At 62.5% G+C, this 25,773-nt stretch carries 24 protein-coding genes; 13 read left to right on the top strand and 11 right to left on the bottom strand.

The genetic code is table 11. The features are described 5' to 3' along the window. Window positions 1-65: 65 nt before the first annotated feature. On the top strand, window positions 66-1,259 hold the full coding sequence (gene serB / locus F474_RS18745) for a phosphoserine phosphatase SerB (RefSeq protein WP_165830346.1): 1,194 nt from the start codon (window positions 66-68) through the stop codon (window positions 1,257-1,259). Between the two features lie 23 nt (window positions 1,260-1,282). Here the strand turns inward: serB and betI are convergent, their stop codons facing one another. From betI to F474_RS18725, 4 genes are all read right to left on the bottom strand, one after another. Beyond that, on the bottom strand, window positions 1,283-1,882 hold the full coding sequence (betI, locus tag F474_RS18740) for a transcriptional regulator BetI (protein ID WP_097087095.1): 600 nt from the start codon (window positions 1,880-1,882) through the stop codon (window positions 1,283-1,285). 242 nt (window positions 1,883-2,124) lie between these two features. Then, complete coding sequence (gene choV, locus F474_RS18735) at window positions 2,125-3,348, bottom strand: choline ABC transporter ATP-binding protein (RefSeq protein WP_097087098.1); 1,224 nt, start codon at window positions 3,346-3,348, stop codon at window positions 2,125-2,127. Then, window positions 3,345-4,190, bottom strand: coding sequence for a choline ABC transporter permease subunit (gene choW, locus F474_RS18730; protein ID WP_097087671.1), 846 nt, complete (start codon window positions 4,188-4,190; stop codon window positions 3,345-3,347). Before choW ends, choV begins: the two co-directional genes overlap by 4 nt. Window positions 4,191-4,259: 69 nt before the next feature. Further along, window positions 4,260-5,207, bottom strand: coding sequence for a choline ABC transporter substrate-binding protein (locus F474_RS18725; RefSeq protein WP_097087100.1), 948 nt, complete (start codon window positions 5,205-5,207; stop codon window positions 4,260-4,262). Between the two features lie 428 nt (window positions 5,208-5,635). On the opposite strand from F474_RS18725, the gene F474_RS18720 reads away from it, so the two are divergent. The 3 genes from F474_RS18720 (at window position 5,636) to F474_RS18710 (ending at window position 10,285) form a co-directional block, all read left to right on the top strand. Beyond that, window positions 5,636-7,012 (top strand): L-serine ammonia-lyase, encoded by a 1,377-nt coding sequence (locus F474_RS18720; protein ID WP_097087103.1) that lies wholly within the window; start codon window positions 5,636-5,638, stop codon window positions 7,010-7,012. Window positions 7,013-7,373: 361 nt separating this feature from the next. After that, window positions 7,374-8,477, top strand: a complete 1,104-nt coding sequence (locus tag F474_RS18715; RefSeq protein ID WP_097087105.1) for a GlxA family transcriptional regulator — start codon at window positions 7,374-7,376, stop codon at window positions 8,475-8,477. A gap of 86 nt (window positions 8,478-8,563) precedes the next feature. Continuing rightward, window positions 8,564-10,285, top strand: coding sequence for a M12 family metallo-peptidase (locus F474_RS18710; protein WP_097087107.1), 1,722 nt, complete (start codon window positions 8,564-8,566; stop codon window positions 10,283-10,285). Between the two features lie 20 nt (window positions 10,286-10,305). Here F474_RS18710 and F474_RS18705 read toward each other — a convergent pair whose 3' ends face one another. The 4 genes from F474_RS18705 to F474_RS18690 form a co-directional block, all read right to left on the bottom strand. Next, the gene (locus F474_RS18705) at window positions 10,306-10,566 is read right to left on the bottom strand and encodes a hypothetical protein (RefSeq protein WP_097087108.1); all 261 of its coding nucleotides are present in this window, start codon (window positions 10,564-10,566) and stop codon (window positions 10,306-10,308) included. A gap of 258 nt (window positions 10,567-10,824) precedes the next feature. Next, on the bottom strand, window positions 10,825-11,307 hold the full coding sequence (locus tag F474_RS18700) for a thioesterase family protein (RefSeq protein ID WP_097087110.1): 483 nt from the start codon (window positions 11,305-11,307) through the stop codon (window positions 10,825-10,827). Beyond that, window positions 11,300-12,265: an L-carnitine dehydrogenase gene (locus F474_RS18695; protein ID WP_097087112.1), complete on the bottom strand. Its 966-nt coding sequence runs from the start codon at window positions 12,263-12,265 to the stop codon at window positions 11,300-11,302. The genes F474_RS18700 and F474_RS18695 overlap by 8 nt, the downstream gene beginning before the upstream one ends. A 14-nt stretch (window positions 12,266-12,279) precedes the next feature. Further along, window positions 12,280-13,167 (bottom strand): 3-keto-5-aminohexanoate cleavage protein, encoded by an 888-nt coding sequence (locus F474_RS18690; RefSeq protein WP_097087115.1) that lies wholly within the window; start codon window positions 13,165-13,167, stop codon window positions 12,280-12,282. 388 nt (window positions 13,168-13,555) lie between these two features. Here F474_RS18690 and F474_RS18685 point away from each other — a divergent pair, with 388 nt between their 5' ends. Then, complete coding sequence (locus F474_RS18685; RefSeq protein WP_097087674.1) at window positions 13,556-14,491, top strand: GlxA family transcriptional regulator; 936 nt, start codon at window positions 13,556-13,558, stop codon at window positions 14,489-14,491. Here F474_RS18685 and F474_RS18680 read toward each other — a convergent pair. From F474_RS18680 to F474_RS18670, 3 genes are all read right to left on the bottom strand, one after another. Continuing rightward, the gene (locus F474_RS18680) at window positions 14,488-15,039 is read right to left on the bottom strand and encodes a hypothetical protein (protein ID WP_125483387.1); all 552 of its coding nucleotides are present in this window, start codon (window positions 15,037-15,039) and stop codon (window positions 14,488-14,490) included. The genes F474_RS18685 and F474_RS18680 overlap by 4 nt on opposite strands. Window positions 15,040-15,091: 52 nt before the next feature. After that, a complete protein-coding gene (locus F474_RS18675) occupies window positions 15,092-15,784 on the bottom strand; it encodes a hypothetical protein (protein WP_097087119.1) in 693 nt (230 codons plus the stop codon). Between the two features lie 116 nt (window positions 15,785-15,900). Continuing rightward, the gene (locus F474_RS18670) at window positions 15,901-16,329 is read right to left on the bottom strand and encodes a lysozyme inhibitor LprI family protein (protein WP_097087121.1); all 429 of its coding nucleotides are present in this window, start codon (window positions 16,327-16,329) and stop codon (window positions 15,901-15,903) included. Between the two features lie 245 nt (window positions 16,330-16,574). On the opposite strand from F474_RS18670, the gene F474_RS18665 reads away from it, so the two are divergent. The 8 genes from F474_RS18665 (at window position 16,575) to F474_RS18630 (ending at window position 25,770) form a co-directional block, all read left to right on the top strand. Then, window positions 16,575-17,552, top strand: a complete 978-nt coding sequence (locus F474_RS18665; protein WP_097087123.1) for a dipeptidase — start codon at window positions 16,575-16,577, stop codon at window positions 17,550-17,552. A 75-nt stretch (window positions 17,553-17,627) separates the two neighbouring features. Next, window positions 17,628-18,158 (top strand): DUF5943 domain-containing protein, encoded by a 531-nt coding sequence (locus tag F474_RS18660; protein WP_097087125.1) that lies wholly within the window; start codon window positions 17,628-17,630, stop codon window positions 18,156-18,158. A 15-nt stretch (window positions 18,159-18,173) separates the two neighbouring features. Then, window positions 18,174-20,234, top strand: coding sequence for a dimethylglycine demethylation protein DgcA (dgcA, locus tag F474_RS18655; RefSeq protein WP_097087128.1), 2,061 nt, complete (start codon window positions 18,174-18,176; stop codon window positions 20,232-20,234). A gap of 99 nt (window positions 20,235-20,333) precedes the next feature. Beyond that, window positions 20,334-22,316 (top strand): dimethylglycine demethylation protein DgcB, encoded by a 1,983-nt coding sequence (gene dgcB, locus F474_RS18650; protein WP_097087130.1) that lies wholly within the window; start codon window positions 20,334-20,336, stop codon window positions 22,314-22,316. Then, window positions 22,316-23,536, top strand: a complete 1,221-nt coding sequence (locus F474_RS18645) for an electron transfer flavoprotein subunit alpha/FixB family protein (protein WP_097087133.1) — start codon at window positions 22,316-22,318, stop codon at window positions 23,534-23,536. The genes dgcB and F474_RS18645 overlap by 1 nt, the downstream gene beginning before the upstream one ends. A 9-nt stretch (window positions 23,537-23,545) precedes the next feature. Beyond that, window positions 23,546-24,316 (top strand): electron transfer flavoprotein subunit beta, encoded by a 771-nt coding sequence (locus F474_RS18640; protein WP_097087135.1) that lies wholly within the window; start codon window positions 23,546-23,548, stop codon window positions 24,314-24,316. 94 nt (window positions 24,317-24,410) lie between these two features. Further along, on the top strand, window positions 24,411-25,052 hold the full coding sequence (locus tag F474_RS18635; RefSeq protein WP_165830345.1) for an RHS repeat-associated core domain-containing protein: 642 nt from the start codon (window positions 24,411-24,413) through the stop codon (window positions 25,050-25,052). A 19-nt stretch (window positions 25,053-25,071) separates the two neighbouring features. Beyond that, window positions 25,072-25,770, top strand: a complete 699-nt coding sequence (locus tag F474_RS18630; protein WP_097087140.1) for an RHS repeat-associated core domain-containing protein — start codon at window positions 25,072-25,074, stop codon at window positions 25,768-25,770. The last annotated feature ends 3 nt before the right edge of the window (window positions 25,771-25,773 follow it).

Raw genomic sequence — 25,773 nt, 5'->3', positions numbered from 1 at the left:
TCAAAGCGCCGCCCGGCACGGAAACTGAGTAGAATGCGCTTTTTTTTGCGAAATCGAGGTGTGTCTTGGCTCAAATCGTCCTGATCAACATCACCGCTGAGCAAACGCAAGGTTTGTTCGGCGAGGTGGCTGGCTTGCTGGCAAAGGCTCGTGCCGAATTGCTGGAAGTCAAAAGCGCGACGACATTGGGCAAGCACAGCATGGGGTTTATCGTGCGCCTGCCACTGGAAAGCAGTGACGGTTTGCAGGTAGCGCTCAACGCGCTGGCGGCGAAAGTCGAGACCTGCGTGCTCACGCAAGTTCAGTATCACGACCGTATGCAGCTAGAGGCCGAGCAGCGCTACGTCCTTTCGTTGCTGTCCCGCCGGGTTACCGCTGAGCAGTTGGGCCGCGTGGTGGCGATCGTGCAGGCTCATGGCCTGCAGGTCGAAAGCGCCCAACGCCTCTCGGCCATCACCCCGCTCGACGGGGGCGAAAGGGGCTGCGTTGAGCTCACGTTGGCCGGTGCCCCCGTCGACCCCCAAGGTTTGCGTGCCGACTGCCTGGCCGCCGCTGACGCGCTGGGCATGGATGTAGCCATCCAGGCCGATACCCTCGAACGTACTCACCGCCGGCTGGCAGTTTTCGACATGGACTCCACCTTGATTCAGGCCGAGGTCATCGATGAGCTGGCCAAGGCGGCAGGGGTCGGCGAGCGTGTGTCGGAGATCACCGAACGCTCGATGCGCGGCGAGCTCGACTTCCGTGCCAGCTTCAAGGAGCGCCTGGCGCTGCTCAAGGGGCTGGATGTCAGCGTGCTGGATTCGATAGGGGCCGGTTTGCGCCTGAGCGAGGGTGCAGAAGAACTGTTCGCCGGCCTGCGCAGGCTTGGCTACAAGACCGCCATTCTCTCCGGCGGCTTTACCTACTTCGCCAAGCAGGTTCAGGCGCGCCTTGGCATCGATTATGTGTTCGCCAACGAGCTCGAAGTCGTCGATGGCAAATGCACGGGGGTCGCCGTCGAGCCGATCGTCGATGCCCAGCGCAAGGCCGACCTGCTGCGTGAGCTGGCCGCCAGGGAAGGGCTGACACTCGCCCAGACCATCGCTGTGGGTGACGGCGCCAACGACCTGCCGATGCTTGCGCTGGCCGGGCTGGGCGTTGCATTTCGCGGCAAGCCTCTGGTGCGCCAGTCGGCCCAGCATGCCATTACCACCCTGGGCCTGGACGGCGTGCTCTATCTGCTGGGTGTTGCCAACGGCAAGCTCAAGGCCCGGTAGCCACGTCACATGCCCGGCGCCGGTCAGCCCTGCGCCGGTTGCTTGGCCAGTTGCTGGTCGACGTACTCAAGCGCGATACGTTGGGCCTGTGCGGTATCGAAGGTATCGCCCGAAAGCGCACCGCGCAGCCATAGGCCGTCGATCAAGGCGGCCAGCCCCCGTGCGCTGCTGCGTGCCTGTGGCAGCGGCAGCGCTCGGCGGAATTGGCTGCACAGGTTCGAATACAACCTGTGGTCATTGACCCGCTGCAGGCGGTGCAGCGAGGCTTGGTGCATGCTGGCGGCCCAGAAGGCGAGCCAGGTTTTCATCGCTGCGTTGTTCACCTGGCTGGCGTCGAAGTTGGCTTCGATGATTGCCTGCAGGTGTGCACGCGGGCTATTGCAGGTCAGCGCCCGGCGGCGTTCGGCGGCCTTGGTCGACAGCTCCTTGAGCAAGTAGCTCATGGTGGCGAAGATCAAGCCGTTCTTGTCCTGGAAATAATGGCTGATGATGCCGTTGGAAACCCCGGCCATCTTGGCGATTCTGCCGATGCTGGCGTCGGCCATACCTACTTGATCGACCGCTTGCAAGGTGGCCTCGATCAGCTGTTGGCGGCGGATGGGTTGCATCCCGACTTTAGGCATCGGTGAATCTCCTCACGGCCCAAGTGCCCATGGCGAACCATCGAGCGCTGGCGAGGGCCAGTCTATTTTATTTTGATTGGTCGTTCAATTAACGAAAGCGACGTCGTTAGTGGCTATGCAAAGAGGAGGGATTGTACTCGCCAGAAAAACTTCAAACACCCCAGATGCAAAAACCGCAAGCCCACGCTCGAAGTACTGCGCTTCGAACGTGAGGCTTGCGGCCAGGCGCTTACAGCTTAGGGTCAGTTGGCTTTGCGAAGCGGAACGACCTGCCCCTGCTCCTCATGGTGGCCGAGATTCTTGCCCAGCAGCGCATGGTACAGCTCGCTGTCGCCCAGGATGCCGACGACGCGGTTGTCATCGTGCAGCACCAGCTTGTTGCCGGTGTGATAACGAATCGCCAACGCATCGCGCATGGAGATGTCCGCCTGGACCAGCGTAGGGCGGCGTGCCAGGCTTTCGATGTCTTGCCCGTTCGCCCAGTTCTGCACGTCCAATGCAACGTTGCCCTGGCGGGCGCCTTGCAGGTAGCCGTTTTCCGAAAGGCTCAACCAAGTGTCGCTGCCTGGGTCGAGCAGGGCGTCGCGGCCACTGCCAGTGCACGCCGTGAGCGGGCGCATCAGGCTGCGGCCGCGCAGCACGTTGAGCGGGTTGGTATGCGCCACGAAGGTGCGCACGTAGTCATCGGCCGGGTTGAGTACGATGTCTTCAGGCTTGCTGTACTGGATGATCTTGCCGTCTTTCATGATGGCGATGCGCGTGCCGAGCTTGAGCGCTTCGTCCAGGTCGTGGCTGACGAATACGATGGTCTTGTGCAGCTTGCGTTGCAGGTCCAGCAGCTCGTCCTGAAGGCCTTGGCGGATCAGCGGGTCGAGTGCGGAGAAGGGTTCGTCCATCAGCAGGATGTCGGCATCCATGGCCAGCGCACGGGCCAGGCCCACCCGCTGCTGCATGCCGCCGGAAAGCTCGTCGGGTTTCTTGTTGCGCCATTGGGTCAGGCCCACCAGCTCAAGCTTCTCATCTACCAGCTTGCGCCGCTCCTCGGAGGGGCGGCCTTGCATCTCCAGCCCGAAGCTGATGTTTTCACGCACCGTCAGCCAGGGCATGAGGGCGAACTTCTGGAACACCATGGCGATACGTTGGGTGCGCATCATTTTCAACTGTGCCGGGGTGCAGTTGGCAATGTCGATCTGCGAACCCTCGTGCTCGACGAACAACTTGCCGCGGCTGACGGTGTTCAGGCCGTTGATGCAGCGCAGCAGGCTCGATTTGCCCGAGCCCGACAGGCCCATGAGCACGCAGATCTCGCCTTTGTTGATCTCCAGGTTGGCCTTTTCGACGCCGACCACCAGGCCGGTTTTCTTGAGAATCTCTGGCCGCGAAAGGCCTTGGTCGAGCAATTCCAGCGCAGGGCGCGGGCGCTCGGAAAAGATGACGTCGACATCTTCGAAACGGATGATGCTCATGCGTCACCTCCCACTTTCACTTCACGCTGCTTGCAGATGCGGTCGAGCATGATCGCCAACAGCACAATGGCCAGGCCTGCTTCGAAGCCCAGGGCGATATCGGCGGTGTTCAGGGCGTTGACCACCGGCTTGCCCAGGCCATCGGCGCCCACCAGGGCGGCAATCACTACCATCGACAGCGACAGCATGATGCATTGGGTAACCCCGGCAGCGATGCTGGGCATGGCATGCGGCAGCTCGATGCGGGTGAGCAACTGGCGGCCAGAGCAGCCGAAGGCTTTGCCGGCGTCCATCAATTCGTGAGGCACATCGCAGATGCCCAGGTAGGTCAGGCGGATCGGTGCGGCGATTGCGAACACGACCGTGGAAATCAAGCCAGGAACCACGCCCAGGCCGAACAGCGTCAGGGTCGGGATCAGGTACACGAAGGTGGGCACCGTCTGCATCAGGTCGAGCAGTGGGCGCAGGCCGGTGTAGAACCAGGGTTTGTGGGCCGCGATGATGCCTAGGGGAACGCCGATGACCACGCAGACCAATGTCGCGAAGCTCACCTGGGCGAGGGTTTCCATGGTTTCCTGCCAGTACCCCAGGTTGAGGATCAGCAGGAACGACACGGCGACGAATATTGTGAGGCTGATTTTGCGCTGAATGTAGTACGCCAGGGCTGCGAAGAGCACCACCAGCACGTAGGGGTTGAACCAGGTCAGGCCGTTGGTGAAGCCGTGGATGATTCCTTCGAGGGTAACGGCAATCCAGTCGAATACATTGGCGCCGTGGCGGGTGAGCCAGTCGACGAAGGAGGCGATGTACTCGCCTAAGGGAAGTTTATGATCGGTCAGCATGGTATCGGGCATCCACCTGCGGTTTGTCTACAAATCCCGGCGGCCCTGGCCGCCGGGAGCTCAGCGGCTTTATTGGGTCAGTTTTGCCTTGGCGGCCTCCAGGCCTGGTTTGCCATCGATGGTGGTCACGCCGTTGAGCCAGGTGTCGAGAACCTGTGGGTTCTTCTTCAGCCAGGCCTTCGCGGCCGCATCGGGTTTTTGTTTGTCGTCCAGGACGTTACCCATCAGGGTGTTTTCCATGTCCAGGGTGAAGCTCAGGTTTTTCAGGAACTGTGCAACGTTCGGGCATTCCTGCTCGTAATTCTTGCGGGTCACGGTGTAGACGGTCGCCTGGCCGAAGTTCGGGCCGAAGGAGTCATCGCCACCGGTGAGGTATTTCATCTTGAAACGCTTGTTCATCGGGTGCGGCTCCCACCCCAGGAACACGATGGCGGTGCCACGTTTCTCGGCGCGATCCACCTGGGCCAGCATCCCGGCTTCGCTTGACTCGACCACCTTGAAGCCTGCGTCTTTCAGGCCGAAGGCGTTCTTGTCGATCAGGGTCTGGATGGTGCGGTTGCCGTCGTTGCCCGGCTCGATGCCATAGATCTTGCCGCCCAGCTCGTCCTTGAACTTGACGATGTCGGCAAAGTCCTTCAGGCCTTTGTCCCAGAGTGCTTGCGGCACTGCCAGGGTGTACTTGGCGTTTTCCAGGTTGGCGCGAACGCTCACCACGGTGCCGGCATCACGGTATTGCTTGATGTCGTTTTCCATGGTGGGCATCCAGTTGCCCAGGAAGACGTCCATGTTCTTGCCGTCGGCCAGGCTCTTGAAGGTCACTGGCACGGAAATCATGGTGGTGTTGGTCTTGTAGCCCAGGCTCTGGAGTACGGCGCTTGCGGTAGCGGTGGTAACGGTCACGTCGGTCCAGCCGACGTCGGAGAAATTGACGGTGGAGCATTGCGCCGGTTCGGCAGCGTGGGCCATGACCGGCAAGCTGAGCAGCGTAGCCAACAACACGGAAGTGGAAGCTTTCATCGAGAGGACTCCTTGGCGATTCACGTCGACGACCCAGGGGGCGTCGTTTCTTTGGTTGCTGCGAGATCACATGAGGATTCGCTGCCTGCGGCTGCTCTGGCCGACTTCACCTTGCAAGCGGGTCGTTTTCGATAATCCCCCAGTGGGTTTGCTTCGCCTACTGGGGGGGTCGTAACCAGTACAGGCAGGGTCGCATCCAGTGTCGATGAGGTCGCATACAGTAGCGATCCACTGGGCTAAGGCCGCTAAATCGACGGTTTGACGCCTGAAAACGGCCGCTTTGAGGCCGGGGCGTTGCTGGACAAGAGCAAGTCGGTTGCAGACGACGAATCCGCCGCCAAAAGGCCGATGATCAAGGCAAATGGCGGTATGCGAGCGTGAGCGTAGCAGGATCGCAGACCGTGATTAGCCCCGGAGGTTTAAAAATAATGGCGATCAGTGTGTTCGACCTGTTCAAAATCGGGATCGGGCCTTCAAGCTCGCATACGGTAGGGCCCATGCGTGCAGCGGCGCTGTTCGTTCAAACGCTGCGCGAGCGCGGCGAATTGAATCGCGTACGCCGCATCGAGGTGCGCTTGTATGGTTCGCTGTCGGCCACCGGCGTCGGCCACGGTAGCGACAATGCGGTGATTCTGGGGCTGATGGGGCAGTGGCCCGATTCGGTCGACCCCTCGATCATCGGCTCGAGCGTGGCGCAGTTGCGCGAGCAGAATGTGCTTCAGCTCGATGGGCGGTTCCAGGTGCCTTTCGTGTGGGCACGCGACATGCGCCTGCTGGAAGAAAACCTGCCTTACCACCCCAACGCCATGACCCTGGTTGCCGAGGGCGACAGCGGTGTGTTGTACGAAGACACCTACTACTCGGTCGGTGGCGGTTTCGTGGTGGATGCCGCCCAGGCCGCCAGCGGCGTGCTCGATGCCGACAATACCGAGCTGCCTTATGACTTCAACAGCGCCGAAGAACTGCTGCGTCTGTGTCGGCAGCACAACCTGCGCGTGTCCGAACTGATGATGGCCAACGAGAAAGTGTGGCGCAGCGAAGGCGAGATCCGCGCCGGCCTGCTCAAGCTCTGGCACGCCATGCAGGATTGCGTGACCCAGGGGCTGCGCGAGGAAGGCATCCTGCCGGGTGGCCTGAACGTGCGCCGCCGTGCCGCGCGCCTGCACCGCAGCCTCCAGGAGCTGGGCAAGCCCAACGTCATCGGCTCCACGCTCAATGCCATGGAGTGGGTGAACCTGTACGCGTTGGCCGTCAACGAAGAAAACGCCGCAGGCGGGCGCATGGTAACAGCCCCCACCAACGGCGCAGCTGGCATCATCCCGGCGGTGCTGCACTATTTCATGCGTTTCAGCGACCAGGTCAGCGAGGCCAATGTCGTGGACTTCTTCCTCGGTGCTGCCGCCGTGGGCATCCTGTGCAAGAAGAATGCATCGATCTCCGGCGCTGAAGTAGGGTGCCAGGGGGAGGTGGGCTCTGCCTGTGCCATGGCGGCGGCGGGGCTGGCCGAGGTGCTCGGCGCCACGCCCGAGCAACTCGAGAACGCCGCCGAAATCGGCCTGGAGCACAACCTGGGCCTGACCTGCGACCCGGTTGGCGGGCTGGTGCAGGTGCCCTGCATCGAGCGCAACGCCATTGCTGCGGTCAAGGCGATCAACGCAGCGCAGATGGCGCTGCGCGGCGACGGTTCGCACTTCATTTCCCTCGACAAGGTCATCCGCACCATGCGCGACACCGGCGCAGACATGCATGACAAGTACAAGGAAACCTCCCGCGGCGGCCTGGCGGTCAACGCCATCGAGTGCTGAGGGCTCATGCCCGCTTTTCGTACACGCAACCTCTCTGGCGCCGCGTTTTGGCGCACCGCCAGTCGCCTCCTCTGAATGTGCTTGCGGTGACACCTCTGGGGCCGGTAACGGCCCCTTTTTTATCACCGGTGCTACCAAAGTGCTCAAAGCCTTCAAACCCGCATGTTTCAGGGTATTTCCTCGCAGGGGCTGAAACCCCACCACAGACCGATTGCGACGTCGCATACAGGTTTCTGTAAGCGACTTCACCGTTCTCGGCACGGCATTTGCTCTTTCAATGCCAACGACGGCCAACCTCGGTCGCGAACATAACAAGAGCCTCCCGGGTGAGGCCAAAACCGCCTTGTGAGGAGACACAGTGATGACGTCGATCAATACCGGCACTGCCGCTCAAAACCGTACACCGCAGTCGATCGGGTTCCTGCTGCTGGATAACTTCACGCTGATTTCGCTGGCGTCGGCAGTAGAGCCGCTGCGTATGGCCAACCAGCTTTCCGGTCGCGAGCTGTATCGCTGGACCACCATGACCCTGGACGGCGGCCAGGTATGGGCCAGCGACGGTTTGCAGATCACCCCGGACGCGTCGGTCGCCCAGGCGCCTGCGCTGGACACCGTGATCGTTTGCGGCGGCGTGGGCATCCAGCGTGCTGTCACCCGGGAGCATGTGAGCTGGCTACAGGCCCAGGCCCGCCAGTCGCGCCGCCTGGGTGCGGTCTGCACCGGCAGTTGGGCGCTGGCCTGCTCCGGGTTGCTCGATGGGTTCGAGTGCAGCGTGCACTGGGAATGCCTGGCTGCCATGCAGGAAGCCTTCCCGCGGGTGGCGATGAGCACGCGCCTGTTCACCCTCGACCGCAACCGGTTCACCAGCTCCGGCGGCACCGCGCCGCTCGACATGATGCTGCACCTGATCAGCCGCGACCATGGCCGCGAGCTCTCGGCAGCGATCTCCGAAATGTTCGTCTACGAACGCATTCGCAACGAACAGGACCACCAGCGCGTGCCGCTCAAGCACATGCTCGGTACCAACCAGCCCAAGTTGCAAGAAATCGTGGCGCTGATGGAGGCCAACCTCGAAGAGCCTATCGACCTCGACGAGTTGGCCGTTTACGTACAGGTTTCTCGTCGCCAGTTGGAGCGACTGTTCCAGAAGTACCTGCATTGTTCGCCGTCGCGCTACTACCTGAAATTGCGGCTGATCCGCGCGCGGCAGCTGCTCAAGCAAACCCCGATGTCGATCATCGAAGTGGCCTCGGTGTGCGGTTTCGTCTCTACGCCGCACTTCTCGAAGTGCTACCGCGAGTATTTCGGCATTCCGCCGCGTGACGAACGTGTCAGCTCCAACACTACTCAGCAGGTGGCGATGATGCCGATTCCTCAGGCAATGGTCATGGCGCCGCTGTCGGGGCCAATGGCTGCATTGAGCCAGGCGCGTAATGAGTCGACCTTTGCCAGCGTCAGGGTCTGACGCAGCGGTAAAACTGTAAGATCCACCAGCTCCCAGCGTGAGCCATTTCTGTTCTCCTTGCACAACCGAGGGTGAGGAGAAGAGAAATGGCCTGGAATAATGGAAACTTGTCTTGGGCGGCGTTACTGACGGCGGCCCTGCTCAGTACAGGGTGCACGGTTGGCGCTGACCCGCGCGCCGCCGCTGCACCGGCTTTGCTTCAGCCCGAGCCCGTCAACAGCCGCGATGCAGTCGCAAGCCATGCGCATGGCTACCTTGCAAGGTTGCTGGAGGACCCTGCCAATGTGGCGGTGTTGCTCGGTAACGGCTCTCCCGCGCTCGTCAATGAAACCACGCCTACTCTCGATGTGCCGCTGCCCAACGGTACAACGGCGCATTTTGCGATGCGCAATTTCGTTGTGTCCGACCAGATGTTGATCTGGCAGGGCGAAACGCCCTCTGAACGAAAGCAACGTTATTCCGAGCCGACCGAGGTGGATATCGATCCCTTCAACAACGCCCAGTTCGTACGAGACCATGATCTGCTAATAGGTACGATGAGAGTCGAGGGCATTCGTTATGAGTTGGTGACCTTAGAAGATGGGCGTTATGCCGTGCTTCAGGTCGACGAGAATCGTTTGCCGCCAGAGGGGGAACCTGAGGTGGCGCCCTCCAGCGCTCAACCCGAAACATCCCCTTCGCGGGCGGCAGCCGATGAACAGACGATCGTTCGGCTGTTGTATGTCACCACCGCCGACGCCCGGGAAAAGTGGCCGGATCTTCAAATGAGGATCGTTAATGAGATCGAGCTGCTCAACCGAATCAACAAGAATAGCAAGGTCTACCTGACCTACCGCCTGGCGGGTATCTATAATGCGGATTACGCCGAAAACGGGCAGGGCCACGGTTCTTTATTAGCGGCATTGCGCAATACCGCCGGCCCCTTGGGCCGCCCGGTGGACCTGGAGCGCCAGCGTGCGCGGGCAGACATGGTGACGATGGTCATAAGGGCCGGCGAGTATTGCGGGATGGCTTATTTGAGCAGTACCAAAACTTCAGCCTTCTCCGTGGTGAACTGCATGGCGAATTCGACCGCCCATGAGCTTGGGCATAACTTTGGGGCAAACCATAACAAGGGGCCAGAGGCGAGAAGCGCCTTCTTCCCGTACGGCTACGGATACCGGCGCTCAACGCCGCCAAGCTTTCGGACGCAACTGTCAGCGACATGTGCCAGCGTCAGTTGCCCGAGGATCGACTATTTCTCGACGCCGAGGCTGACGTATAACGGCCTTGCCTTAGGCACTCCCGAAAGCAATGACGTCGCTCGCCTGATGAACGAACGCAAAGCCACCATGGCTGGTTTTTTCCCAGCACCGGACTTTGTCCCGCTGGTAAATCGACGTCGGCTGGACCTCTCCAGCGGCGCCTGCCTCCAGCTAAACGGTCATTCAGGCGTTGCTACGCGTGCCTGCGATGCTGACAGTGCCGTGTCGACCAGCCCCGACAAGCAATGGGGTTTCACCCGGGTCGGCAATTTTTACCAACTGCGTAACCAGAGCGCAGGGGCTGAACAATGCCTGCAGGCAGTATCGGAGACGGAAGTGGGGATGGGCCCTTGTTCCAGCGGTGGCGACCCAGCGATCTCTGCGGATCTATGGCGCATCTACCCAGCAGAAGAGGACGCCCGGGACTACCGGATCGCCAATGAGAAGTACGGCCAGTGCCTGACGACGATCGAGTTCATGACGTCAGTTCAGCTCTTGGCGTGTCGCCCCGGGCAGTTTTGGCCTTACGATCGCTGGATCTCGGAGCGTTTTCCACTGCAATGATCGCGCGTACGCCGGGTAGGTCAGGCGCTTTTCTGCAGGCACCTGACCAAGGCGGGCAACAGGGTTTTGTCCAGCGCCTCGCGCACTGCCGGCAGAATCGTCGCATTGCCGCGCAGCATTTGCTCAACCATGGTACGCAGGGCGTTTGCGCGGGCGGGGTCCAGGCCGCGCACGGCGCATTCGCAGGCTTGCTCGGCCGTTGAGCCTGCCGGTACCTCGAAGCCGACAGCGCGCAGTTTGCCGATGAGGTCGTCCTGGTCGATCAGGTCAGCGTGCATCATGGGAGTGCTCCTTGTTCGGGCGAGTGTTGACCGATTCTGGTAAACCGCGCACGGCTCGGCAAGAGGGCGTCGCGTCGGTGGCAGCGGTGGGCAAGAAAAGGTCGTTTTCAGCGCCTTGTGCTGTTTCGCCGGCCTGCACACTGGTGGCCAGCCTTGGGCCGCGGGCGGTTTGGTCACTGCCCGCGCCAGGCTGTCGAGAAGTCAGGAACTGCCCCGCTCTTTACGGCTTTGAGCGGGGCAATTCTTTGGCTTGCCGTATCAGGGCCGAGGAGGCGGCAGCCCGATCACCCGCCCGACCCATTGGGGTTGCGCAAGCTGAGCGTGCAGCCTGTGCAAAGCGTTCAAGTGCGTGGCAGAAGCATCACCGAACGGCACCGATCGCGGGCCTTGCAGGTCTACGTGCAGCAGCATCTGCTCACTGGCAGCCACAGCCTGCCCATCGCCTGGCCTGTGCAGGCTGTGGTAGAGCTGAACCCGCTTTTGATCGAAGGCGAGCACACGGGTTTGAACCTCGACCGTTTCGCCCTGATGCAGCTCATGCAGAAAATTCAGATGGCATTCCAGCGTGAACAGCGAATGCCCGCTGGCCTGCCGCCCGCTCTCGCCCAGGCCGATCTGCTCCATGAAGCCGTCTGTGGCATAGCTGAAGATCAGCAGGTAGAACGCATCGCGCAGGTGGCCATTGTAATCGCACCATTGGCCCAGTACCTCGCCGCGCCAGGTGATCAGCGGTTCAGCCATCGAGGTCCACTCCATGCTGTGCCCGCACTTTTTCAAGCGCAGCCATGACGGCAAGCAGCGCATCGTCGCGGTAGCGCTCCAAGGCTTCGATGCGGTGCTGGCCCAGTTGCGCGGTGGTGCCGTCCACGACATCGTCGATCAGCTTGTCCGTCAGCTCCGGTGCTGGCAGATAGGTCCAGGGTAGCTGCAGGGCCGGCCCGAACTGCTCCATGAAATGGCGCATACCGGATTTCCCACCAGCGAGGGTGTACGTCAGGAAGGTGCCCATGAATGACCAGCGCAAGCCCGCGCCATAGCGTATGGCGTCGTCAATCTCACCGGTGGTAGCAACGCCGTCATTGACCAGGTGCAGTGCCTCACGCCACAGCGCTTCGAGCAGCCTGTCTGCGATGAAGCCTGGCACTTCCTTGCGTACATGCAGCGGGCGCATGCCCAGGCGCTGGTAGACCTGGCTTGCGGCGTCGATGGCCGCCGGCGTGGTGTGCTGGTTGCCAACCACTTCCACCAAAGGCAGCAGGTAGACCGGGTTGAACGGGTGCCCGACCAGGCAGCGCTCGGGATGGCTGGCCTGGGCGTAGAAGTCACTGGGTAACAGCCCGGAAGTGCTGGAAGCGATCAACGCTTCGGGGCGCGCGGCAGCACTGATGCGGGCATGCAATTGCAGTTTCAGCTCAAGCCGTTCCGGGGCGCTTTCCTGGATGAAATCGGCGTCAGCCACGCACGCTTCGACGGTATCGGCCATGCGCAGGCGGTCGGGAGATGCGCCAGCTGCCAGGCCCTGCTTTTCCAGCGCAGGCCAGGCGTTGGCAATGCGTTCGCGCAGCGCCGCCTCAGCACCCGGTGCGGGGTCCCAGGCCACCACGTCCAGGCCGTGAGCGAGGGCCCGCGCCACCCAGCCGCTGCCGATCACGCCACTGCCCAGGGCCGCGAAGGTCTTGATGTCGGTGATATAGCTCATCTGCAGTTCTCCGGTCAGCCGCGTTTGGGCAGGTTCATGCGGGCGCGGCCTTCTGCGGGTGTTAGCACCCGCGCGCCCAGGCGGTGAAGAATTTCGCTCACGCGCTCGACCAATTGGCCATTGGTTGCCAGCACCCCTCTGTCGAGGTAGAGATTGTCTTCCAGGCCCACCCGCACGTTACCGCCGAGCAGCACCGCTTGGGCGGCCATGGGCATCTGCATGCGGCCAATGCCGAAACCGGCCCAGGTGGCGCCGGGCGGGAGGTTGTCTGCCATGGCCTTCATGCTGGTGGTGTCGGCCGGCGCGCCCCAGGGAATGCCAAGGCACAGTTGGAAGAGTGGGTCGTGCAGCAGGCCTTCCTTGATCATCTGCTTGGCAAACCACAGGTGGCCTGTATCGAAGATCTCAAGCTCCGCTTTCACACCTAGCTCGGTAATGCGTTTGGCGCCCGCGCGCAGCTGCGCAGGGGTGGAAACGTAGATGGTGTCACCGTCACCAAAGTTGAGCGTGCCGCAATCCAGGGTGCAGATATCCGGCAGCAGGGCTTCTACGTGAGCCAGGCGTGCCAACGGGCCTACCAGGTCGGTGGCAGGGCCGAATTCGGTAGGTGTCTCGCCAGGGCCGATCTGCAGGTCGCCGCCCATGCCGGCAGTCAGGTTCACGATCAGGTCGGTGTCATGCTCGCGTATACGCTCCATCACCTCCCGATACAGCGCTACATCGCGGCTGAACTGGCCAGTTTGTGGGTCGCGCACATGGCAGTGCACCACGGTTGCACCGGCGCGGGCCGCTTCCAGCGCGGCCTCGGCGATCTGCCGGGGGGTAATGGGGACCAAATGGCTCTTGGCGGTGGTGTCTCCAGCCCCGGTGAGGGCACAGGTAACGATCACTTCAGGGTTCACGGCGTGGCTCCAGTGCGTAGATGGTCGCCACGTTACGCAGGCTGCCGCACATCCAGGCTCACGCAGGCGACCGGCACTTGCACCGGTTCGACCTGTGCCGGGGCAATAGGAACCGCAGGCCGGGGCCTGCGGTTCTCAAGCGGCAAGCCTTAGCGCCAAGGCTGTACCAGATCGTCTTCGTCTTCTTCACCGCGCTTGTGCACGGGTTCCATCATTGCAATACCGGGCTTCAGTTCCATGGTGTCACTCCTTTGTAGGGCCGGCGACATTGCCAGCGCGTGAGAGCATGCCCCGGCGTGCCTGCGCAGGGCACTGGCAAGTGTTTCCCGGGCCTTGATTACTAGGCGATGGTTGAGGTATGAACCGGCATCGTGGCGCGGAGGCGAGCATGCCTGAAGACTACTGTTTCATTCTGATGCCGGGTTTTTCGGCAATCGGCTTCATCAGCGCTATCGAACCTCTGCGGGTGGCCAATCGTTTCAGGCCAGGGGCCTATCGCTGGACGGTCGCCAGCCTGGAAGGAGGGGCGGTGATCGCCAGCAACGGCATGTCGGTCAATGCCGATGTGGCCTTGGCCGAGCTACCACAGGCCGCGTACCTGTTCGTGGTCGCCGGTTTCAACCCTCTGGCGCACTACTCCCAGGCCCTGGCGCGTGCACTCAGGCAGCATGCTCGCCAGGGCGCCACCCTGGGCGGGGTAGACACCGGAGCGTTCGTCCTCGCCCAGGCCGGCCTGCTCGATGGCTGCCGGGTAGCGTTGCACTGGGAGGCACGCGACGCCTTCAGCGAGCAGTTCCCGCAACTGGAAACCACACCTGAATTGTTCGAGGCCGCTGGAGCTCGCATCACCTGCGCCGGCGGCACCGCCAGCATCGACCTGATGCTCGACCTGATCACCCAGGCCCACGGCGCGGAATTGGCCATCCAGGTCTCGGAGCAATTCGTGTTGGGGCGCATCCGCCCACGAAAGGATCACCAGCGCATGCAGGTGGTTTCACGCTACGGCACCAGCAACCGCAAGCTGGTGCAGGTGATCACCGAGATGGAGCAGCACAGCGAGCCGCCGCTGAGCACATTGGAACTGGCCAAAGGGATAGGCGTGACGCGGCGGCAATTGGAACGGCTATTTCGCGCCCACCTGAACGAGACGCCGAGTAACCTGTACCTGCGCATACGCCTCGATAAGGCTCAGCACTTGCTGCGCCAGACCGACATGAGTGTGACCGAAGTGAGCGTCGCGTGTGGCTTTGAATTACCTTCTTACTTTGCCCGGCGCTACAAAGCGCGTTTCGGCAAGAGCCCGCGCGACGATCGGCGTGGCTAGCAGTCTGCCAGCACGCTCGGGGTGGGTTCCGGTTCGGCCTCGAGGCGCTTGCGTAGCGTGGCGAAGGCCGATACTTCCAGCACTGCCAGCCAGGTGACATTGGTCAAGGGTAGGCGCAGCTTCGGCGCTTGGGGGTCGGGGTGGCCGCTCAAGTGATAGAGGCTCAGTGCGATGCTGCCATCAGCGCGTTCGACGAAGTCATGCAGCAGATGTGAGGCATTGTTCTTGTCGCCGGCAGCGGGAAGGAGTGGCCGGTTGTCGTGCAAACCTGCGTCGATCAGATGATGGGTGAGCTTTCGGAAACGGGTGTTGGGCGGCTGGCGCGATGGGAGGGTGCCGTTCATCACGGTGGGTAGCAGCCCGTCCGCCGGGGTGAATGAGTAAGTCTGGCTGTGCCACTGCGCGACTTGCCAGCCTAATGCCTGCATGTGCGTCATGTACACCTTCAGCCATTGCAGCGGGGCGGCTTCGAGGTCTTGCGCGGCGTTGGCCGCCAGCGTTGCCCGGCGAATGCTCGCCAGGATGTCCTCATGCAGGGCAGGGGTCACACGCATGCTCCACAGGTGCCGCGCGCCTTGGAGCAAGGCGCGCGGCGAGGTATCAATCCAGGCCCAGTACGTCGTCGGCGCGGCTTTCAAGCTTGGCCGCGATTTTAGCGCGCAGGGTTTCGAACTGGCGCAGGCTGAAGGTGCCTTGCTGGGAGGCGCGGTAAACCTTGGTCGATGCCGACTCCAGCTTGCGCAGCACACCACCTTCGGCAGCTTTGCTCTGGTCGTAGGCGATCTGGAAGCTCTTCATGTGCATGATCGGCATACCTTGAGGGCTCAGCTCGCAGTCCACTGCTTGGAAAGTGCTGGATTTGCCAGAAACGCTGCGGCTGCTGCGCTCGAACAGGGCTTGGGCTTGGGGCGCCGAGGCGATGGCAGTAAAGCCGCGGCTCAGGCAACGGCTCAGGCGGTGGCCTGCGCCCATTTCGCGAGTGATCAGCTTGACCGCGATGCTGCCCAGGGTCTCGTTCTCGGTTTCCACCGCTTCCTCGGCGTGTGCTGCGCCGGTCATGGTCCAGCCCAGTTGTGCCAGCCCCTTGGTGTAGTTGTTGTACCACTGGCGCTGCTGAGTTTCCTTGTCGAACTTGCTGTCCGAGGACATATCCATGATGCGCATGCAGGCAGCGACGTCTTCGGCCACTTTCAGCGGTACATTTTCAGCGAAGATGCAGAGGGTGCTACCGACCAGCAGCACGCGTTCTTCACCTTCTTTTTTCAGAATTTCGATGGCTTTATCCATGCTCATGATTGCATTCCTTGATGAGGGCGCCGTGGCGCCGTTGGGTTAGCTCGTTAGCGAGCGTCCCAAACTTTGGAAGCGAATCGGGTTGGAGATAAGGCGCAACGTTTCCTCTGTGTGCGTCAATTGTCGGGCGTGTCGGTTTCGTCAGCCTGAGTGCCGATACTCTGGAGGTATTCCGAGCGCTCATCGCTGCGCTGGGCCATGCAGTCATTCTCGGCAGTCTGGGCTGCGTTGGCGTCTTTGTCGGCCTCCATCACCTCCACCGCGCAGTCGGCGGTGCGCAGCTTTCGCCAGATGTCCTGGGCCGCGCTGATCTTGGCCAGGTAATCCTTGAGCAACTTGGGTTGATCGCCATATTGGGCGCTGATGCGCGCGGTCAGGCCGTTGTAAGCGTCCTCAAGCTCGCTCTCGGCGGTCTTGCGGTTGTAGGCCGAACAGTCGAGGCTTTGCTGAGCGGTCTCAACGTTGTCGCAGGGCGTGGGCCCGTCGTCGTCGGCCGCATAGGCCCCTACCGAAATGAATGCCAGCACCCACAGCAATGATTTCATCAGACGACGCTCCCCGTCGTGTTACTAAATGTGATGCCCGGATTCTGGCCCATGGGCGTCGCAATTGACAGCGCGACCTTGGTATTTCATCCGCTTGCCTCAGGCTCAGGCGCCGGTTGGCAGGCGTTGACGCTTTCGGAAACCCCCCTGTCGTTTTTGCATCCGAGCGACCAAGGCCGCAGGCATATGCTCCCCCCAAAGCGCCGGCAGCCAGTTCGGTGCCACCACTACAAGGGGACTGCCTGATGAGCCCAGCCGAACTCCACGCTGACAGCATCGTCATCGATGGCCTGATCATCGCCAAATGGAACCGTGAACTGTTCGAAGACATGCGCAAGGGCGGCTTGACTGCCGCAAACTGCACTGTGTCGGTCTGGGAAGGCTTCAAGGCGACCGTCGACAACATCGCCGCCAGCCAGAAGCTGATGCGCGAAAACAGCGACCTGGTATTGCAGGTGCGCACCACTGCCGACATCCGCAAGGCCAAGGAGCAGGGCAAGACCGGCATCCTGTTCGGTTTCCAGAACGCCCACGCCTTCGAAGACAAGATCGGCTACGTGGAAGTGTTCAAGCAGCTGGGCGTGGGCATCGTGCAGATGTGCTACAACACCCAGAACCTGGTGGGCACCGGCTGCTACGAGCGTGATGGCGGGCTTTCGGGCTTTGGCCGCGAGATCGTCGCCGAGATGAACCGCGTGGGCATCATGTGCGACCTGTCGCACGTTGGCTCCAAGACGTCCGAGGAGGTGATCCTGGAATCGAAGAAGCCAGTGACCTACTCCCACTGCCTGCCTTCGGGCCTTAAAGAGCACCCGCGCAACAAATCGGACGAAGAGCTCAAATTCATCGCCGACCACGGCGGCTTCGTTGGTGTGACCATGTTCGCGCCATTCCTGGCCAAGGGTATCGACTCCACCATCGACGACTACGCCGAAGCGATCGAGTACACCATGAACATCGTTGGCGAAGACGCCATCGGCATCGGCACCGACTTCACCCAGGGCCATGGCCAGGACTTCTTCGAGTACCTGACTCACGACAAGGGCTACGCCCGCCGCCTGACCAACTTCGGCAAAATCATCAACCCACTGGGGATCCGCACCGTAGGTGAATTCCCCAACCTCACCGAAACCCTGCTCAAACGCGGCCACTCCGAGCGCGTTGTTCGCAAGATCATGGGTGAGAACTGGGTACGCGTGCTGGCCGACGTGTGGGGCGAATGACCCTGCTTTCCTGATTTTCGCCCCGGCAAGGCATGCCGGGGCCACCAAACCCTTTTTTGATGGAGTTGAGTTTCCATGGCCAAACACGCCCCCGAATTGCCGATCGAAGTCGATAGCGAAACCGGAGTCTGGACCTCCGATGCACTGCCGATGCTCTACGTACCCCGGCATTTCTTCGTCAATAACCATATGGGTATCGAAGAAGTGCTCGGTGCCGATGCTTACGCCGAGATCCTCTACAAGGCCGGCTACAAATCAGCCTGGCACTGGTGCGAGAAAGAAGCCGAATGCCATGGCCTGGAAGGCGTAGCGGTGTTCGAGCACTACATGAAGCGGTTGTCTCAGCGCGGCTGGGGCCTGTTCAAGATCCAGGACATCGACCTGGACGCCGGGACCTGCAGCGTCAAGCTCGAGCACTCGGCCTTCGTATACGTGTATGGCAAATGCGGCCGCAAGGTCGACTACATGTTCACCGGCTGGTTTGCCGGCGCCATGGACCAGATCCTGGCCGCCCGCGGCAGCTCGATTCGTACCGTCGCAGAACAAGTCTACGGAGGCTCCGAAGAGGGCCACGATGACGGGCTGTTCGTCGTCAAACCGCTGTAAGCCGAGGACCGTGAGATGGCTTTCGAAGCAATGTTCCAGCCGATTCAAATCGGCAAACTGACCATCCGTAACCGCGTACTGTCCACGGCCCACGCCGAGGTCTACGCCACCGACGGCGGTATGACCACCGAGCGGTACGTGAAGTATTACGAGGAGAAAGCCAAAGGCGGTATCGGCCTGGCCATCTGCGGCGGCTCGTCCGTCGTGGCCATCGACAGCCCCCAGGGCTGGTGGAAATCGGTGAACCTGTCGACCGACAAGATCATTCCGCACTTCCAGAACCTGGCTGACGCCATGCACAAGCATGGCGCCAAGATCATGATCCAGATTACCCACATGGGCCGCCGCTCGCGCTGGGACGGCGAGCACTGGCCGACCCTGATGTCGCCGTCCGGCATCCGCGAGCCGGTGCACCGCGCCACCTGCAAGACCATCGAGCCGGAAGAGATCTGGCGGGTGATCGGCAACTATGCCCAGGCCGCGCGCCGGGCCAAGGAGGGCGGCCTGGACGGCGTGGAACTGTCGGCAGTGCACCAGCACATGATCGACCAGTTCTGGAGCCCGCGCGTGAACAAGCGCACCGACGAATGGGGCGGCAGCTTCGAAGGCCGCATGAAGTTCGGCATGGAAGTACTCAAGGCCGTGCGTGCCGAAGTCGGCGACGACTTCTGCGTGGGTATGCGTATCTGCGGTGACGAATTCCACCCCGATGGCCTCAGCCACGAGGACATGAAGCAGATCGCCGCCTATTACGACGCCACTGGCATGGTCGACTTCTTCGGCGTGATCGGTTCGGGTTGCGACACCCATAACACGCTGGCCAACGTGATCCCCAACATGAGCTACCCGCCGGAGCCGTTCCTGCACCTGGCGGCGGGCATCAAGGAAGTGGTCAAGGTCCCGGTGCTGCATGCGCAGAACATCAAAGACCCGAACCAGGCCCAGCGTATTCTCGAAGGCGGCTATGTCGACATGGTCGGCATGACCCGCGCGCACATCGCCGACCCGCACCTGATCGCCAAGATCAAGATGGGGCAGGTCGATCAGATTCGCCAGTGCGTAGGCGCCAACTACTGCATCGACCGCCAGTACCAGGGCCTGGACGTGCTGTGCATCCAGAATGCCGCAACGTCCCGCGAATACATGGGCGTGCCGCACATCATCGAAAAAACCACCGGGCCCAAACGCAAGGTGGTGATCGTGGGTGCCGGCCCTGCCGGCATGGAGGCCGCACGGGTCTCGGCCGAGCGCGGCCACGACGTGACCGTGTTCGAGAAGAAAGACCAGATCGGTGGCCAGATCACCACAGCCTCCCGTGCACCGCAGCGTGACCAGATCGCCGGTATCACCCGCTGGTACCAGCTGGAGCTGGCGCGGCTGAAAGTCGACCTGCGCCTTGGCACTGCAGCGGATATTCCGACCATCCAGGACCTGCGCCCGGATGTGATCGTGCTGGCCAACGGCGGCCACCCGTTCATGGAGCAGAACGAACACTGGGGCGCCGAAGAGGGCCTGGTGGTGAGCAGCTGGGACATCCTCGACGGTAAGGTCGCACCGGGCAAGAACGTGCTGGTGTACGACACCATCTGCGAATTCAGCGGGATGTCGGCCGCCGACTTCCTGGCCGACAAGGGCTGCCAGGTGGAAATCGTCACCGACGACATCAAACCGGGCGTGGCGATGGGCGGGACGACCTTCCCCACTTACTACCGCAGCATGTACCCCAAGGAAGTGATCATGACCGGCGACCTGATGCTGGAAAAGGTCTACCGCGAGGGTGACAAGCTGGTGGCGGTGCTGGAGAACGAATACACCGGTGCCAAGGAAGAGCGAGTCGTCGACCAGGTCGTCGTGGAAAACGGCGTTCGCCCCGACGAGACGCTCTACTACGGCCTCAAGGACGGTTCGCGCAATAAGGGCCAGATCGACATCGATGCACTGTTCGCCATCGCACCGCAGCCGATTCTGAGCCAGCCGGGTGAGGGCTACCTGCTGTATCGCATCGGTGACTGCGTGGCCCAGCGCAACGTGCATGCCGCGATCTACGACGCCCTGCGCCTGTGTAAAGACTTTTAACTGCAGTTGCCAGCTTCAGGTTGCACGCTGTAAGCCAAGGCCGAGCACGCCCGGCTTTCGGCTTGCAGCGTGGGGCTTGAAGCTCGAAGGTGCTTGGTTATGTTGAGCGTGATCCTGCCTGTTCTGCTGTTTGCGGCATTGGCGTTGGCGGCACTCGGTGCTGCGCGGCGCGTTGCCATGTGGCGCCGTGGCCGCCCCTCGAAGGTTGACCTGTTGGGCGGCTTGTTCGCGATGCCGCGGCGCTACATGGTCGACCTGCACCATGTGGTGGCCCGTGACAAGTACATGGCCAATACCCACGTGGCCACCGCGGGGGGCTTCGTGCTCGCCGCGCTGCTGGCTGTCCTGGTGCACGGTTTTGGCCTGCACAACCGCATTCTCGGCTTCGCGTTGCTGGCAGCCACCGTGCTGATGTTCTGCGGTGCGCTGTTTGTCTACAAGCGCCGCCTTAACCCGCCTGCGCGCCTTTCGAAAGGCCCCTGGATGCGCTTGCCCAAGAGTTTGCTGGCCTTTTCGGTGAGCTTCTTCATCGCAACGTTGCCAGTGGCAGGCATCCTTCCGGAAAACTTCGGTGGATGGGTGCTGGCAGTGATTCTGGGCATTGGTGTTGCCTGGGGCGTGTCCGAGCAGTTCCTCGGCATGACCTGGGGCGGCCCAATGAAGCATGCGTTCGCAGGCGCCCTGCATCTGGCCTGGCACCGCCGCGCCGAGCGCTTCGGTGGTGGCCGCTCCACCGGCCTCAAGCCGTTGGACCTGCTGGATTCCAGCGCCCCTCTGGGTGTTGAAAAACCCAAGGATTTCACCTGGAACCAGCTGCTGGGCTTCGACGCATGCGTTCAGTGCGGCAAGTGCGAGGCCATGTGCCCTGCCTTCGCGGCAGGCCAGCCGCTGAACCCGAAAAAACTCATCCAGGACATGGTCATTGGCCTGGCGGGCGGCAACGACGCCAACTTCGCCGGCTCCCCTTACCCCGGAAAACCGCTGGGTGAGCACAGTGGTGGCCCACACCTGCCGATCGTGTCGCTGCAAGGCAAGGCGCTGGTCGATGCCGACACGCTGTGGTCTTGCACCACCTGCCGCGCCTGCGTGGAAGAGTGCCCGATGATGATCGAGCACGTGGACGCCATCGTCGATATGCGCCGGCACCTGACCCTGGAAAAGGGCGCGACCCCCAACAAGGGCGCCGAGGTGCTGGACAACCTGATTGCCACCGACAACCCAGGCGGCTTCGCCCCCGGCGGGCGGATGAACTGGGCAGCCGACCTCAACATGCCGCTGCTGGCGGACGTGAAGCAGGCCGACGTGCTCTTCTGGGTAGGCGATGGCGCCTTCGACATGCGCAACCAGCGCACGCTGCGTGCGTTCGTCAAGGTGCTCAAGGCAGCAGGGGTGAACTACGCCGTCCTCGGCCTGGAAGAACGCGACAGCGGAGACGTAGCGCGGCGGCTGGGCGATGAGGCGACGTTCCAGGCGCTGGCCCGTCGCAATATCCAGACCTTGGGCAAATACAGCTTCAAACGCATTGTCAGCTGCGACCCGCACAGCTTCCATGTGCTCAAGAACGAATACGGCGCGCTCGGTGGCAACTATGAGGTGCTGCACCACAGCACTTTCATTGCCGAGCTGGTCGGCAGCGGCAAGCTCAACCTGGGGCAGCACAAGGGCGGCAGCGTGACTTATCACGACCCGTGCTACCTGGGCCGCTACAACGGAGAGTACGAGGCGCCCCGCCAGGTGCTGCGCGCACTGGGGATCGAGGTGCGGGAGATGCAGCGCTCGGGCTTCCGTTCACGCTGCTGTGGCGGTGGCGGTGGCGCGCCGATCACCGACATCCCCGGCAAGCAACGGATCCCCGACATGCGCATGGAGGACATTCGGGAAACCCAGGCGGAGTTGGTGGCGGTGGGCTGCCCGCAATGCACCGCGATGCTCGAAGGGGTGGTCGAGCCACGCCCGGCCATCAAGGACATCGCCGAGTTGGTGGCCGATGCCTTGATCGAGGCCGACGCCGCGCCGGCCAAGGCCGACGCCGCGCCGGCCAAGGCCGCCGCGCGCCAGGCTGAACCTGCGGAGGTGAACTGATGAGCGAGATCATTCGTCGTGACCCGCGGGCCGAGTGGATCGCCCGCAACCGGCTGCACCCGCTACACGCGGCGATGCAACCCCAGCAACAACAATGGATGGGCCCTCACGGCATCATCCGCAAGAATCCGCACGGGCAGGGCTTTATCGGCCCCAGCGGGATCAAGCGTATCGACCGCAGCGGCGGCCAGCAGGGCGGAAACGTGCGCCGCGCGGCCAGCGCCGAGGTCAAGTTGCCGCTGCATCAGGTGGCCGAGCCGGCCTTTTATATCGCCGTAGTGCCCGACATGGTCGGCGGCCGCCTGACCCTGCACGACAAGGACCTGCTGGGCCTGGCTCGGCGTTTGGCCGGCCAGGAGGGTGCTGTGCTGGCCGTGGTGTTTGGCGAGCACAAGGAAAGCGCTTTCGATACGGCCGGTGTAGACCGCTTGCTGCAGATCGAAGGCAATCAGTTCGAAGGCTATGTGCCTGAGCAGCGCATTCAGGGCTTGCGCGCTGTGGATGCGCAGTTCAGCCCCCGCCACTGGCTGCTGCCTGACAGCCGCAGTGGCGGGGGCGAGCTGGGCCGGCGCTTGGGCGCCAGCCTGGGCGAGCGCCCGGCAACCCGCGTATGGCAGGTCAAGGATGGGCTGTGCACAGGCCGTGCGGGCGCAGGCCAGCAGGACGTGACGCGAGCGTTGCCTAGGTTGATTCTGGCTGCGCCTGAGTGCGCCGAGCCCGTGGATGAGACGCGCCACGAAGCGTTGCCGGTCTCGTTGGCCGCTGATGTGGCACGAAGCCTGCCCCGCATGGAAGACCTGGGGGCAGTGGCTGTAGACCCTGCCGCCATCCCCATGGCCGAGTCGGAATTCATCTTGTCTGGCGGCAATGGCATTACCGACTGGGCACTGTTTCATAACGCCGCCGAAATCCTCGGTGCCACCGAGGGTGCCTCGCGGGTGGCCGTGGACAACGGCCACATGGCGCGCAACCGTCAGGTGGGCGCCACCGGTACGTGGGTTACGGCGCGGGTGTACATGGCCGTCGGTATCTCGGGTGCCATCCAGCATCTGCAGGGCATAGGTGCCTGCGAAAAGGTCATCGCGATCAACATCGACCCAGGCTGCGACATGATCAAGCGCGCCGACCTTTCGATCGTCGGCGACAGCAGTGAAATCCTCAAGGCGCTGATCGAAGCGGTGCACAACTACCGAAACGGCGCCAAGCGCGAAGCGGCATAAGGTGAAGCCATGACTGTGAAGATCGTAAGCCTGGTGTCGGTGGGGGCGCACCCTACCTCAGGCCGCGCGCGCCGTGCCGAACAAGACGCGCGAGCAGTAGAGTTGGGGCTGCAGCTGGCCGGCAGTGACCTGCAGGTGCTGCACGCAGGCGACGCCCACGAGCCTGCGCTGCGGGCTTACCTGGGCATGGGGTTGCCTCGCATGCACGTGCTTGAGCAGCCGGCCGGCGCCGATGCGCTGCCAGCGCTGGTGGACTACCTGCGCAGTGCCCAGGCACAGATCGTACTCAGCGGCACGCACGCTGAAACCGGCGAAGGCTCCGGCATGTTGCCTTTCTTGCTCGGCGAGCAATTGGGCTGGCCGGTGGTGGTAGGGTTGGCTCAGGTCGAGTCGATCGAGAACGGCAGTGCACAGGTGCTTCAGGCACTGCCTCGCGGCCAGCGCCGCCGGCTCAAGGTGCGCCTGCCGATGATCGCGACCGTCGACAATGCCGCCCCTACGCCGCGGCAAAGCGCTTATGGCCCGGCCCAACGGGCACAGTTGCAGGCACACGAGGTCGAGATCGTCGATGACGAGCTGCTGGCCGAAGCCGAGCTGCAACCGGCCAAGCCGCGGCCCAAGCGCCTGAAAGTGATCAAGGCGAAAAGCGGCGCCGACCGCATGAAGGCGGCCACCGCCAAAGCCAGCGGCGGGGGTGGCCAGGTAATGAAGGGTGTTACGGCTCAAGAGGGCGCCGAGGCGGTGCTCAAGCTGTTGCTGGAAGAGGGCGTCATTCGCTGAAGCGCCTGTAAAACTTGCCAGGTCCTGCGAGTAATGCACCATGCTAGGGTGTGGCCACAGAGCGTCAAAGTGGCCGGGCCCTGGGGTGTTCACCATGAAACAGGATGTACTCACCGCCCTATTCACTGACCGGCAAGGCAGCGTTCTGGTGCGCGGCGGTCAGCGCGGCGGCTCTCTGAACTATTCGCCCTTTGGCTACCATCGCGAGCGCACGGGCAACGGCTACTCAGCCTTCACAGGGCTGTGGTACGAGGCGGGCCGTGGTTGCTACCTGGCCGGTGCGGGTCGGCGGGGCCTGATCCCGACGCTGCAACGCTTCGACCGCCCCGACACGCTTTCTCCGTTTGCCGCCGGTGGCCACAATGCCTATGCCTATTGCGCCGGCGAGCCTGTCAACCATGTCGACCCACAAGGCACATTCGCGCTTGCTACCAACATTTTGGGCACTCTGAATATCCTGGCGTACGCCGGCATGATGGCCACCGGCTACAGGCTTCAGAAACCCAGCAGAGCGGTCTTGCTGGTAGACGTCGCGGTGATGCTTGGCGCCATCGCGTCCCAAGTCACTGCATGGGTCGATAACGGGAAGGTCGCCAGCTACATGGCCCTCGCCGCGACCACTTTGACCGTGGTGGGGCGAAGCGGTTTAGCAATTCATTGGGGGGTCAAAGGTAAAGCAAAAAGGGTGGTGAGCGAGGTGAGTTGGGCCCCGCGGACTTCTTCCAGCACGGCATGATCTGCTTGATGGGCGAGCTATGGTAAACGCGACCCGAGTGCTCCTGGCCCTGGATTGCCTGAACTCTCCGTTGCGGGGGGTACTGGGTGAAGTAAAGCTGCGCCAGGCATACACGCCACTGGGTTTCACCAGCCGGCCGCTGTTTGCCATTGGCTTTGCGGGGCTCTCCAGCGGTGGTACACGTTCGTTGTGCATCGCCGGAAACGGCGCTAGGTTCTATTACAGCCCTGTGGGGCGGTTCATCACCGGTGACGCCTTTAGCCCATTTGGAAAGGGCGGCCTGAATAGCTATGCCTGGTGCGAGGGCGACCCGGTGAACCGAAGCGACCCGAATGGGCATGCCTGGGTTCTGGGTGTCGGTTTGGCGCAGGCGTTATCTAATGGGTTTGCGTTGGCGTCCAATACCTTGAGCGGTAGCCTTTCGGCATTGCGGCTGCTGATGCAGCCACAACGGAGCCGGCTCGACCGTATTGGGGTGATGCTGGCCGGGGGAGGGGCGATGCTCGCGCTGGGTAGCCGTGTTGCCAAGCTCTACGGCCCCACCGCGTTGCTCAATGCCAGCGATTTGGCAATGGTTCCGGCGTATTCGATGACCATGATTGGGGCAGTCATCAGCAACCGGCAGGTGATCCTCCAGGCGCTGAACCTGGCGGCTGAGCGTGTACCGGCCGCGGTCCAGCGCCTGCGCTGGCCACCCGCGCCGGTGTTCAACGTATGAAGC

This window comes from Pseudomonas sp. URIL14HWK12:I12 (assembly GCF_003097135.1).
Classification (GTDB): Bacteria; Pseudomonadota; Gammaproteobacteria; order Pseudomonadales; family Pseudomonadaceae; genus Aquipseudomonas.
Note: the sequence above shows the minus strand (reverse complement) of the source record. Positions and strands in the feature narration are given on the sequence as shown.